General features: G+C 39.9%; 13 protein-coding genes. 9 read left to right on the forward strand and 4 right to left on the reverse strand.

The window, feature by feature from the left end:
• The first annotated feature begins 6 nt into the window (after positions 1 to 6).
• From HDF25_RS18390 to HDF25_RS18415, 6 genes are all read left to right on the forward strand, one after another.
• Positions 7 to 771: an SDR family NAD(P)-dependent oxidoreductase gene (locus tag HDF25_RS18390; RefSeq protein WP_184627451.1), complete on the forward strand. Its 765-nt coding sequence runs from the start codon at positions 7 to 9 to the stop codon at positions 769 to 771.
• 111 nt (positions 772 to 882) lie between these two features.
• Positions 883 to 1,740 (forward strand): fumarylacetoacetate hydrolase family protein, encoded by an 858-nt coding sequence (locus tag HDF25_RS18395; RefSeq protein ID WP_184627453.1) that lies wholly within the window; start codon positions 883 to 885, stop codon positions 1,738 to 1,740.
• 18 nt (positions 1,741 to 1,758) lie between these two features.
• Entirely contained in the window at positions 1,759 to 2,544 is a 786-nt protein-coding gene (locus tag HDF25_RS18400) for an SDR family oxidoreductase (protein ID WP_184627455.1), read from the forward strand.
• A gap of 27 nt (positions 2,545 to 2,571) precedes the next feature.
• A complete protein-coding gene (locus tag HDF25_RS18405; RefSeq protein ID WP_184627457.1) occupies positions 2,572 to 2,937 on the forward strand; it encodes a hypothetical protein in 366 nt (121 codons plus the stop codon).
• 99 nt (positions 2,938 to 3,036) lie between these two features.
• On the forward strand, positions 3,037 to 5,343 hold the full coding sequence (locus HDF25_RS18410) for a TonB-dependent receptor (RefSeq protein WP_184627459.1): 2,307 nt from the start codon (positions 3,037 to 3,039) through the stop codon (positions 5,341 to 5,343).
• A 90-nt stretch (positions 5,344 to 5,433) separates the two neighbouring features.
• A complete protein-coding gene (locus HDF25_RS18415) occupies positions 5,434 to 6,018 on the forward strand; it encodes a DUF4136 domain-containing protein (RefSeq protein ID WP_184627461.1) in 585 nt (194 codons plus the stop codon).
• Between the two features lie 16 nt (positions 6,019 to 6,034).
• Here HDF25_RS18415 and HDF25_RS18420 read toward each other — a convergent pair whose 3' ends face one another.
• Positions 6,035 to 6,406, reverse strand: coding sequence for a VOC family protein (locus tag HDF25_RS18420; RefSeq protein WP_184627463.1), 372 nt, complete (start codon positions 6,404 to 6,406; stop codon positions 6,035 to 6,037).
• A gap of 369 nt (positions 6,407 to 6,775) precedes the next feature.
• Here HDF25_RS18420 and HDF25_RS18425 point away from each other — a divergent pair, with 369 nt between their 5' ends.
• On the forward strand, positions 6,776 to 7,969 hold the full coding sequence (locus tag HDF25_RS18425; protein ID WP_184627466.1) for an inositol-3-phosphate synthase: 1,194 nt from the start codon (positions 6,776 to 6,778) through the stop codon (positions 7,967 to 7,969).
• A 66-nt stretch (positions 7,970 to 8,035) separates the two neighbouring features.
• Here the strand turns inward: HDF25_RS18425 and HDF25_RS18430 are convergent, their stop codons facing one another.
• The 3 genes from HDF25_RS18430 to HDF25_RS18440 form a co-directional block, all read right to left on the reverse strand.
• The gene (locus tag HDF25_RS18430; protein WP_184627468.1) at positions 8,036 to 9,265 is read right to left on the reverse strand and encodes a peroxiredoxin family protein; all 1,230 of its coding nucleotides are present in this window, start codon (positions 9,263 to 9,265) and stop codon (positions 8,036 to 8,038) included.
• Between the two features lie 97 nt (positions 9,266 to 9,362).
• Positions 9,363 to 9,881 carry a GNAT family N-acetyltransferase gene (locus HDF25_RS18435; RefSeq protein WP_184627469.1) on the reverse strand — a complete coding sequence of 173 codons (519 nt, stop codon included), beginning with the start codon at positions 9,879 to 9,881 and terminating at the stop codon, positions 9,363 to 9,365.
• Positions 9,882 to 9,915: 34 nt separating this feature from the next.
• A complete protein-coding gene (locus HDF25_RS18440; RefSeq protein WP_260409406.1) occupies positions 9,916 to 11,406 on the reverse strand; it encodes a glycoside hydrolase in 1,491 nt (496 codons plus the stop codon).
• Positions 11,407 to 11,637: 231 nt separating this feature from the next.
• On the opposite strand from HDF25_RS18440, the gene HDF25_RS18445 reads away from it, so the two are divergent.
• Both HDF25_RS18445 and HDF25_RS18450 read left to right on the forward strand, forming a co-directional pair.
• Positions 11,638 to 12,069, forward strand: a complete 432-nt coding sequence (locus tag HDF25_RS18445) for a transcriptional regulator (RefSeq protein WP_184627471.1) — start codon at positions 11,638 to 11,640, stop codon at positions 12,067 to 12,069.
• A gap of 6 nt (positions 12,070 to 12,075) precedes the next feature.
• Positions 12,076 to 12,918, forward strand: a complete 843-nt coding sequence (locus HDF25_RS18450) for a VOC family protein (RefSeq protein WP_184627473.1) — start codon at positions 12,076 to 12,078, stop codon at positions 12,916 to 12,918.
• Positions 12,919 to 12,930: the final 12 nt, after the last annotated feature.

Here is a 12,930-nt window from a genome sequence, read left to right on the forward strand (position 1 = left end):
TGATATATGTTTAGTTTAAAAGGAAAAACGGCCATTATTACCGGAGGCGGAAGTGGGATAGGAAAAGCTATCTCAGTTTTGTTTGCCAGACAAGGTGCAAAGGTCCATATTATAGAGCTCAATGAAGCAGCGGCTTTAGAAACAATCCACGAGATTGAGCAAAATCAAGGCCTGGCTTATCACCATAGTTGTGACGTCAGTAAACAAACTGAGGTACTAAATATATTTGATCAGATCGGATGTGCTGATATCCTGGTTAATAATGCTGGTATTGCACATATAGGAAAGGCTGATACAACCAGTGAAGAGGATTTTGACAGGGTTTTTGATGTCAATGTTAAAGGAGCATACAATATGCTATTCGCTGCTATTCCATTTTTGAAAAAGAGTAAAAGTCCTGTTATCCTGAATATGGCTTCAATTGCAGCAGTGGTTGGTATAACAGACAGGTTTGCCTATTCCATGAGTAAAGGAGCGATTTATGCGATGACGATGTCAGTAGCCCGGGATTACCTGACCGATGGTATCCGTTGTAACAGTATTTCTCCGGCAAGAGTTCATACTCCTTTTGTAGATGGGTTTATTTCAAAAAATTACGCTGGCCAGGAAGATGAAGTTTTTGATAAACTCTCTAAAAGTCAGCCTGTCGGACGGATGGGGAAACCCGAAGAAGTAGCTGCACTGGCTTTATATCTTTGTGCAGAGGAGTCCGGTTTTATTACTGGAAATGATTACCCTATTGATGGGGGATTTATAAAACTTAATAACTAAAATTAACTATGAATCCGACATGATTAAAATAATGATTAAGCACGTAGGGCAATGATTATTTTAATCATCAAAGGATCCATCTGACAAATAAAAAACAATAAACATAAACAGATGAAATTAATAAGATGGGGCGAAACCGGCCGGGAAAAGACAGGTGTAATTATCAATGATATTAAATATGATACTTCCGCTTTCGGCAGAGACTATAATGAAGATTTTTTTGAAAAAAACGGATTGGCAAGATTAGCAGAATTTGTGAAAGCAAATGCTGGTAAACTGGAGCGTATTCCTGATTCAGCACGTTTAGGGTCACCAATTGCACGACCATCTAAAATTATCTGTATAGGATTAAATTATGCAGATCATGCGAAAGAAACCAATGCACCGCTGCCTGTTGAACCTATCATTTTTATGAAATCGACTTCAGCACTGGCAGGCCCTAATGATACCATTATAACCCCGAAAAATTCTGTTAAAACTGATTGGGAAGTAGAACTTGCAGTAGTTATCGGTAAAAAAGCTTCTTATGTAGAGGAAGCCGAGGCATTGGACTATGTAGCTGGTTATGCTTTGCATAATGATGTTTCAGAGCGCGAATTCCAGATTGAAAGAAATGGTACCTGGGATAAAGGGAAAGGTTGTGATACTTTTGCTCCGATAGGTCCGTTTTTAGCTACTCCCGATGAATTGACTGATCTCAATAATTTACGTCTCTGGTTGAAAGTGAATGGTAAAACCATGCAGGATGGTAATACTTCTAACTTTATTTTCAGCGTTCCTTTTGTGATTTCCTATGTGAGCCAGTTTATGACTTTACTTCCGGGGGATGTGATTTCGACAGGTACCCCTGCTGGTGTCGGGCTGGGTTTCAACCCACCTGTATATCTTAAAGAAGGTGATGTTGTAGAATTGGGAATTGATGGACTTGGAACTTCCAGACAGGAAGTTAGGGCATATGGAAAAAAGTAATTTTTAAGAATATCAAAAATGGATCTGCAATTAAAAGATAAAGTTATCATTGTTACCGGTGGGGCAAAGGGGATAGGTGAAGGTATTGTCCGCCAACTGGCAAATGAGGGGGCTGTCCCCGTCATTGTAGGTAGAAAAGAAGCTGATAATCTAAAGCTGGTTAATGAAATCACTGGAAAAGGTCAGCAGGCATTTCAGGTGGTAGCTGAACTCACACAACCAGAAAGTGCTGAAGAGACTATCAGTGCCATTGTAAGTACTTTTGGCAGGATTGATGGTCTGGTCAATAATGCCGGAGTAAATGATGGTGTAGGTTTGGAAAATGGTAGTTATGAGGCTTTTGTAGAGAGTCTTCATAAAAATGTAATCCATTATTATCTGATGGCACAGCATGCGCTGCCTTATTTAAAGAAGACTAAAGGAGTTATTCTCAATATTGGTTCAAAAGTGGCAGACACAGGGCAGGGGGGGACATCTGCCTATGCAGCATCTAACGGAGCAAGAAATGCGCTGACAAGAGAATGGGCAGTAGAGTTGTTACCTTACGGTATCAGGGTGAATGCAGTAATCGTAGCTGAATGTTATACTCCACTGTATCAGACCTGGATCAATTCATTACCGGATTCTGAAAAGAAACTGGAAGCTATCACCGCAAAAATTCCATTGGAGCAACGTATGACAACAGCTGAAGAAATTGCAAATGCTGCTGTTTTCTTATTGTCACCCAGGTCAAGCCATACCACAGGACAACTGATCTATATTGATGGCGGGTATGTACATCTGGACAGGGCTATAAATTCTTAGACCGGCCGAAATTTATATATTTGCAGAATGTTCAGAAGCATTCTTGTACATATTCTTATACTAACTGCACTTACTGCTAATTTCAGCCAGTTTTTTGTATACGCAGGGTTTGAGCTGAACGAAAACTATATCGTTTCTAAACTCTGCGTTAACCGCGATAAACCGCAAATGCATTGTAATGGTAAATGTTACCTGATGCGTAAATTAAAACAGGCAGAACAAAAGGAGAAAAACAGGGAGCAAAACCAGCGGATGATCTATCAGCTGGGAGTTGTTACTGAAAAACTTTCCTTTAATCCATTTGTGGCTTGTTTAGTCAGGGAATACAAGCCAGAATTACCTTTCCGTTTGCCTGTTTATGCAGCTGATATCTTTCAGCCGCCCCAGGTATAATCCATACCAGATAACCGGTATTAGTCAATAACCGGAAAATACATCCGAATGATTTTTCTTTCGGGCAATATTTCTATGGATTAAATTTTACGTTTTATAATGAAGCTTTTCAGACTTATTCTGCTATTGGCTGGCTTTGCTTTTTTTGAGCAACAGGTTCAGGCACAAACTCAACCCTTAACGGGTATTATATATGATTCTCAAACCAAACAGGCACTGGCTGGTGTGAGTATCAAATCTTCAGCTAACAAATTACTGACCGTATCGGATAAAAACGGGCAGTTCAGAATTGAAAATACAAATGACGATCATTTTCTGAGGTTTATCCTGATTGGTTTTAAACCCCAGCTTGTCGATTACAGTAAAAAAGAAGGGATACTGAATATACAACTGGATGCAGACGAATCTAATTTGAATGAGGTTCGTGTTACAGGTTTTGCCGGTAACAGAACTAATAAGGAAACTGCAGGGGCTGTCGGGTTAATTACTAATAATGATATTAACCGCGGAAGCGGACTTTCTTTTGCTTCAGCCTTAAATTCAATTCCTGGTGTAAGAATGGATCAGAGTACATTGTCTGAAGCCAGGATTGCTATCCGCGGAAATGGTGTCAGATCTTCTTACGGATTAAGGAATATTAAGGTGTACCTGAATGATATTCCGGTTACTGAAGCTGACGGAACTACCCGGATTGAGGCTTTAGATGTAAATAGTATTGGAAGGGCAGAGGTTATTAAAGGGCCAGCTTCCAGTATTTACGGGGCCGGAACTGGTGGGGTAATCAATTTCCAGCTACAGCGTTCTCCTTATCAGGAACAAAGCCTGGAAGCTTCAGGATTGGCTGGAAGTTATGGTTTGCACCGGCTGGCTGCTACCTACAGAAACGGAGGTGATAAAATTAACAGTTACGTTTCTTATGGCTGGCAGGAATATAATGGCTACAGAGAACATAGTAAAGATATGAGACGGTTTCTTTCCGGAAATTTTCAACTCTTTCCGAGTAATAAACGTATCATCACGTTATTACTGAACAGGACGACGCAATATTCGCAGATTCCCGGATCACTGACTGCCGGTCAGGTAGCTGCTAATCCGTTACAGGCAAATGCCAGTAACCTGGATAAACAGGCTGGACGTTATCAAACCTGGACGAGAGTGGGGTTAGGGCAGCGGTACCAGATCAATGACCAATTGTCAAATAGCACCAGTGTGTTTACTTATTCTTATGATTTAAACCATCCTTTACCTTATGCTTATCTCCGGAATTACTATCAGAGTTATGGCGGAAGAACGAACTTTACCTATACCCCGGATTTCTCTGTACTTCCAACCAAATTTATTGTGGGTGCTGAGTTTAATGAAGGTTTGACTAAAGGTACACAGTATGTCAATAATAAAGGTACGGAGGGGGCACTCAATGGGAATATTGATTATCGTAATACACTATATTCTTTATTTTATCAATCGGAAACCCAGTTGGGATTGCAAACTTTGCTAACCCTTGGCGTGAGTTATAACAGTTTGAAGTATAATGTTTCCAATTATCTGCAGCCAACGCAAAGTGGGATAAAGGATTTCAAACCACAGGCTACGCCGCGTATTGCTATCAGTCATAATTTTTCTGAAGCCTTAAGTTTGCATGCCAGTTTGAGTACAGGCTTCTCTCCGCCCTCAAGCTCAGAAGTGAAAAATGTAGATGGTTCTATTAATCCGACCTTACAGGCGGAAAAGGCAATTAATTATGAAATTAATGCAAAGGGGAACTTGCTGAATTCGAGATTGAACTATGATTTAGCCTTGTTTAAAATGGATATGAAAGGAGAGTTGATCGGTCAGTCAGTTCAACAGGGAATTACTATTTATAATAATGCTGGCAGAACAACACATAATGGTGCTGAACTGGCTTTATCATGGCAGATCCTCAAGCCCGAAGACAATCAGGGTGTTGCAAGTCTGAGACCTTTTGTAGCCTTAACTTATTCAGATTTTAAATTTAAGGATTATCAGATCCTGAATGCCAAAAATGAAGTCACTGCTACTTACAATGGTAATGCCCTGACTGGTATTTCACCATGGGTGATCAGCGCTGGTCTGGATCTGGAAACCAGGTTAGGACTGTATGGCTATCTGAATTATTACTATAATGATAAAATGCCTTTAAATGATAAAAACTCAGATTATAATGCAGCTTATCAGGTGGTAAACGCTAAAGTGGGATATAAGAAAAGATTAAATAAAGCCTTTGAGTTAAACGTTTACGGGGGAATAGATAATCTTTTTAATGAAGCTTATAGTTCAATATTATCTTTAAATGCAGTCGGATATGGTGGTGCGCAGCCAGCTTATTTTAATCCTTCGCCTAAGAGAAATGGTTATGGAGGATTAGCACTGAAATACTTTTTTTAAAGCTTGTTAAACTATTTTGTCTACCTCTTGTCTATATTTTAAATCTGTAATTGATTGATAACGTGTGTTTAACTGTAAAATTTAAATGCCATGAAAAAACAAGTTCTAATGCTGTTTGTGATAGTCACTATGGCATCAGCATGCTCATCGTATAATTATTATTCTGTAGAGCACAAACCAGTAGACCGTACAAAGTATAAAACCTTTGCCTGGATACCTGAAGGGCAATCTAAATCTACCTCTATTTACGATAATGATGTGGCTACGGATAAAATTGTAGAGTCGGCCAGTCAGGAAATGGGAAACAAAGGGTTTATCTTACAGAGTGAAAACCCTGATTTGTTACTTCGTTATACTGCTGTTGTCAAAAAAGAGATTAAAGACTATACTGAACCAGTTTATTACAATGCTCCGGCAAGATTGCTTCCACGTGTAGGTTATTATCGTGGGAGAGGTGTTTACTACTATTCGTATTATAACCCTATGCCCATTTACGTAGGGGACCAGGAAAGGAGGATAAGAGTAAAAGCAAATAGTATTATTATTGATATTATAGACCGTAAAACTTCTAAAGTAATCTGGAGGGGATGGGCAGAAGGTGAAGTCAATAATCCTGAAAAGGCTGTGAATGAAATCCCACAGGTAATCGGGAATATCTTCAAAAAGCTGGCTTAAATAGAAAAGACATGGATTATACAGCGGTGATCCACCAGGTATTCCCAAAAGGATCCTGTATACCACCACATCTGCCATAATCCATGTCTGTAACCTCTGTTACAACAGAGGCGCCATGAAATACTGCACTTTGAAAAGTCTCATCTGCATCTTCTGCATAGATGAAGAAATTACCGACTGCTTTTCCATACCGGTCAGCGACACTTGAAAGCAGCACCATACTATGTCCGATTCTAATTTCTGCCGATAAGACCGTTTGATTATTGTCAGCGATGTTCAGCATTTTGGTTTCTGCTCCGAAAACTATTTTGGCGAATTCAATAAATTCTATAGCATTTTCAAGCATCAGGTAAGAAATGATAGTGTGTTGATCCTTGTACTTCTTCATAGATATACATATTTTATCAGTTCAGTTCAGGCCAGGAGGATACTGATAACAAATAAGCCGGCCGGTGGTTTTTTACCCTGATTTAATTTCCCTGAGCTTTATAAACGTTCAAGATACGGGGAAAAAAGATCATTTTAATAAGAAGGCGAATAAATGTAATTGAGCGGATCTTCAAGTTTTCCTAAAAACTGACTATGTGATTAAAGTTGTCAGAATGTAAAATTTGATCATCTTATCATAATTATCTCTATATTGTTGACAACTATACTAGAAATAATAATCGGATTTCTATTTTTGCGGAGATTTAGATGGATGAAATCTGCCTGTAAGCTCTCCGTCCGATAAATATAGAATAACCCATTTCAAACAATGCATAACCAAGGAAAGAAAATTAGAGTTGCAATTTTAGGCGTAGGTAATTGCGCCAGCTCGCTTGTACAAGGCGTGGAGTTTTACACTAAACATGCAGATAAAACATCAGGTTTGATGGCTAATGATATTGGTGGATATAAAGCAGCTGATATCGAGTTCGTATGTGGATTTGATGTTGACGAAAGAAAAATCGGCCAGTCTTTAAAAGATGCCATTTTTGCTAAACCTAACTGTACAATTGTACTAAATGCCGATGTCGAATCAGAAGCTCCAATATACAGATCACCAGTAATTGATGGTGTATCTCCACAAATGGCTGCTTACCCTGAAGCAAACAGATTTGTAATCAAAGACGAATTAAAGCATACAGATATCCTTATTGACAGTGCTGCCTATGATAAAAATCAGGTAGCTGCTTTACGTGGCGAAATCGTTGCCGAGTTACGCAAACATGAGGTAGAAGTATTAATCAACTATCTTCCTGTCGGCTCACAGTTAGCTACAGAGTTTTATGCGGAAATCTGTATCGAATTAGGTATCTCATTAGTGAATTGTATCCCTGTCTTTATTGCTTCGGATCCTGTCTGGGAGCAAAAATTCATCGATGCTGGTATTCCGATTATCGGAGATGATATGCGCAGCCAGTTTGGTGCGAGTATCGTTTCACAGATGCTTCAGGAGCTTGCTTTCGAAAGAGGACACCATGTAAAAGCACATATCCAGAGAAATGTTGGTGGAAATACTGATTTCCTTAACATGGAGGATAAAAATAGGTTGAAATCCAAAAAAATCTCAAAAGAGAATGTAATCCGTGCACAAAATGATATCAGAGGTATCTCGACAGCAGATAGCTTCCTTCATGCAGGACCTTCAGAATATATCTCTTATTACGGAGATAATAAAGTAGCAAACTTCCGTCTGGAACTGGAAGGCTTTATGGGAGCACCTGTAATATTTGATGCCCAGCTTTCTGTTCAGGATTCTCCGAATTCGGCAGGTGTTGTGATAGATGCTATCAGATATGTTTATGTAGCCCGTGAATTAGGTCTTGTAGGAGCATTGAGAGGACCTTCAGCTTCTACTCAGAAAACTCCACCTGAACAAATGATGTTCAGCGATGCAATCTATGAATGTCATGCGCTGGCAAAACGTGAATTGACTGCTTCTACCAGGAAACAATTGAAGAAATAGAAAACAATTACAAATAAAAAAGCTGCTCAGAATTAACTCTGAGCAGCTTTTTTTATGATTACTGATTTATTTAGCTAATAAAGCATTTATCTTTTTCTCAAATTCGGCTTTGTAACGCGTGTAGTAATCGCCTGTTCCCGGACCAAAAAAGTCACTGGTGATTTCAGTCACTTTCCCGGTTTTGTCCAGGATCAATGTGGTTGGAAATACTTTGATAGCTGTCAGCTGCGGTAAAGTTTTTTCTGTATGTAAAGAATCAGATACTGTCGTTGGGGTAATTAACAAGGGATACTTAACATCAAATCTTTTCTGAAACTTACGTAAGCTGTAGGTAGAGCGTTTAATATCTGTAGTATATTCATAAGCAAGTCCGATCACTTCTACGCCTCTTTGTTTGTTCTTCGCATAAAACTCACTCAGAAACGCTGTTTCGTCCATACAATTAGGACACCATGAACCCATTAGTTGTATAATCACAACTTTGTTTTTAAAACGGGGGTCAAGGATAGAAACCTTTTTCCCATCCAGGTCCGGGAAGCTGAAATTCAACCTGCCGTCTTCACCATCTTTAAGTTTCGTAAATTGTTCAGCAGGTAAGGTCGCCTTGTCATCTTTGATTGCTGTCCATTTTTGTGTGGAAACCGGTCCGCTATATACGTTACCTTCACTGATTTTTCCCTGGCTGATTTTTCCGGTGAAAACCAGGGCATGAATCCCGTCGAATGTAGATACTTGTAATGAATCTCCGGTTACGATTCCGGAAAGATAGCGGTAATCTCCCGAAGGGGTAAGTATTGACCCCGTTACTTTATTCCCTTTCTGATAAAACTGACCAATAGCTTCACCATGTGAGTCATTTTTCGCAAAATCAATTTTCCATTTTCCCGCAGCAGATTCAGTGGCATTACCCTTTACCGCTGGAAAACGATAAGCCTGCCTGGTTGTTGCTGTAAACGGCATAATCATATCCTTTCCACTGCCTTTCCTTATCCATGATCCTGACAAGCTATCTTTTGAAACTATTTTCAGCCTGAATGCTGATTCAAAGACAGGCATATCTATAAAAACAGAATCTTTAACAATAGTTACATCATTCACCAGCATCTTCTCTGGGTCATTTACAATATAGAATACTGTTTTCCCTTTTTGCTGCTGTACATCAAGGTTAAAAATAATCTTGTTTCCATCTGCTCTTGATAAAGCTGCACGCCAGGCACCCTGCTGAAGAGGAGCCTGTGCGAAAGCACCAGCAGATAAAAGAGCGGAAAGGCCTAAAGTCAGGGTCTTTTTATACATATGATTTGATCAATTTTGGATTTATTTCTAATATTTCTGCTAATATACCACATGCAATTAATTTCTACTAATCTTATAGAGTAATACTGCTGTCAAATTATAATTCCGGGGGTAAGAGCTCCCAGTGAAGCAGGTCTTCTCTGATACCCCTGTCAATAAAGCCAAGCCCCTGGATTACTTTGATAGAACCAGCATTTGACGCTTCACAGCGGGCTGTTATCCTTTTTAGTCCTGATTGCTTAAATGCCCAGCCAATCAGTCCTTGTGCGGCTTCTGTCGCGTAACCCTGACGCCTTGCGCTGCTGATGATCCCGTATCCAAGATCAACAGCACCTCTCCAGTCCGGCCGGCCTTTAAATCCCGCATCACCAATAACTGCATTGGTCTCTTTTTCAATAATCATCCAGGATTCAAAACCAGTAGGTTCAGTGACCAGGCGCAGATTGCTGATTATTCTGGGGAGTGTATCCAAGGTATCTTCATCCGGCCAGCCAGCTCCTAAAGCTATCCCCATATTGGTCAAAACAGTGTAATTATGATTCAGTACTTTTTCGCATATATCAATGGTAAAGGGGATTAAATAAAGTCTGCTGGTGGTTATCCTTTTTAACTGCATTGTTTGGGCGTATTTTAGCAGGTAAAATAGCAATTTATCTGCTAACCCCTGTAAAAGTTATCACACCCGATGCTGGTACCGTTATTTCAAAAGTTCCATTTGATTTGCTGTTTAATGGTGTACTGTTCTGCCATCTGGTATTATTTGCAGTGGTCTGATAAGCATTTAGTGTACCAGCAGTGAATCCGTCTAATTTTAGTTTACAGATTACTATCTGCTGACCAGGATTAATTGCAATCAGGCTGAATTTTCCACTTACAGGATCTTTATAGGCAGATATTTTTAAAGTAGAATTGTTCTTCAGGCCAGCATCAAAACGGATATAACCTGGACGGATTGCTCTTGAAAATTGTCCCATGATATCATAGGTTTTGGGGAATTCTAGGCTGCCATCGCTATTCGTGCCAATCAACGACTCATTATTTTTAATAGCCAGCATACCCAGCCAGTAAACAAATGCATTGACATTACATTCTGCAAGGAACTTGTGCATGCTTGTCGCTAGTTTTAATCCACCAACTATGGATCCGTCATAAGTACCACCATCGTCAGAAGTTTCTGTCAGCCAGACTGGTTTATTACCCGTGCTGAAAGACCAGGTTTTTGGATTCTGATTTAGTCCACGTTTACCTAATATGAGATCACCTATTTCTACATAACCATGTCCGGCAAGAATATCTACATTGCTTTTATCCATTCCTGCAAGAAACGAATTAGCTGTTCCCCATGCGGCATTTTCTGAAGAAATAATTTTTGTACCAGTCAAACCCGCTGAATTTAGGGCAGGGCGAAGATTGATTGTTACAAATTCACCCAGATGTTTGGAATCCCAGTAAGATGCATCCCAGTCAGAGAAGATATTCTCTGGTTCATTACTTGGCGAAACTGCGTAAAAATTAACTCCTTCCTGTTGATAGGCTTTCGTAAACCCTGCTATATAACGGGCAAAATCTGTTGAGCAGCAACTGAAATTTAGTCCATTGAAATTTTTGCCGCTTTCAGATCCGGGATTAGTTTTCATATACAAGGGAGGTGTCCAGGCACTGGCAAAGGTGATGGGCAACTGGTAACGTTCTTTTGCTTTCTTCAGGATCCATAACTGCCCGATCTGTTCTTTCTGATCATCAGTTAACTTTTTGTATTCAGCACCATTGATATCCATATCAATGTCCGAACCAGCTGGTTTAATGGTCACCTCACCGGTTTGCTTGTTAAACGGATAACTGCGGATGATTTTTCCACGGATAATAGTGAGCTGTAAACCTGTTTCTCCCCAGAGATAATTCATAATACTATCTCTTTTAGGAGATTCGAAAAACGGTGTAATACGTCCTCCAAATGCTCCAAAACCCTCAATTCTCTGATAAGTTTTGTTCCAGGTCAGGGTGATGTCGGCAGTGTCCTTAGCGACTTCTACGGCATCAGGTCTTGCTGAGCTGACTGCTTTGTTCAGGGCTGTGTTCTCCTTCTTACAGGACAAGGCCATTACGGCCGGCATGATAAAGATAAATGCTGATTTGTTCATGGTTAAATAATTGTTTTTCAAGTATCAGTTATTGCTATTAATTAAATATTAAGATAATGAGATTAATTAAGTCTGTCAAAAAAGTAAAAAAAACAACATGAGAACCAGTTTATCCGGTCAGTTGATCAGCTGAAATGCCGAAAGGCATATACGGCCACATAGTTTGTCGCAAACAGCCCCTTTTATTCTGGTTTTGTAATGCTAATTTTAGCTATAACCAAATACATTGAAATGGAAACTATCATATTGGATGAGGATATTCTGGTGTATTGCATAACGGCAACCTCTTTTCCTGACGGAGTACAGAAAGCGCATGAGATCTTACATGGTCTTCTTCCTTTTGATGTGCACCGAAAGTACTTTGGTCTTTCGTGGCCTGATCCTATGGGGAATATTATTTACAAAGCTGCGGCCGAAGAATTGCATCGGGGCGAGTTATCAAAACATCATCTGGAGACAAAAAAAATTGTTAAAGGCGAATACCTTTGTATAGATATACCAGATTTTATGGACAATATTCAGGCAATCGGTGCGGCATTTCAGCAATTGATACATGACAACAGAATTGCTTCTGACGGCTTTTGTATTGAATGGTATTTGCCCCAGGATCTTTGTCGTTGTATGGTGAAAATGCAGGAATCAGTCTTTAACCTTAAAATTTAAACGAAAATGAACAATTTCATATATCCTTGCCTTATAATTAAAGGCAAAACTGCTGAAGCAGCCGATTTTTATATCGATACTTTTGGAGATGGGAAGGTTGCCCAGACAGCACCTTATGTGATACAAATTGAACTGAGTGGACAAAAGCTGATGTTGTTGAATGATGGCCCGCCTTCTATACCTAATCCGGCTATTTCTTTTATGGTGATTAGTGAAACAGCAGAAGAAACGGAGCGGTACTGGAACAAACTGATAGCAGATGGACAAGTTTTAATGCCTTTAGACAGTTATGACTGGAGTGCGAAGTATGGTTGGGTACAAGACAAATTTAATATCTCCTGGCAATTGTTTACAGGCAGCAGCAATGAGAATCTGCAGAAATTTTCCCCTATGCTCCTATTTGTCGGGGCTAATGCGGGCAGGGCTGAAGAGGCGTTACATTTTTATACGAAGTTGTTTCCCGAATCGGCTATTCAGAGTGTTATGAAATATGCTGAAGGTGAGGGAGATCGTACGGATTTGATCAAACACGCCCGGTTCAGTATCGATGGTTTTGCAGCCATGGCTATGGACAGTTCGGCGGATCATCATTTTAGTTTTAACGATTCAATTTCTCTGGTGGTAGAGTGTGATAACCAGGATGAGATTGATAATTACTGGGATCAGCTCACGGCTGAAGGCGGACATGAAGTTGCCTGCGGCTGGCTGACCGACAAGTACGGGGTCAGCTGGCAGATTGTTCCTAAAATATGGGCCAAATTAATGAAAGACCCGGAGCGGGGTCAGCGGGCAATGGAGGCGCTTTGGAAAATGAAAAAGGTGATTATTGCTGATCTGGAGAATGCTTAAATGAACGATTGC

The organism is Pedobacter cryoconitis (genome assembly GCF_014207135.1).
Classification (GTDB): Bacteria; Bacteroidota; Bacteroidia; order Sphingobacteriales; family Sphingobacteriaceae; genus Pedobacter; species Pedobacter cryoconitis_D.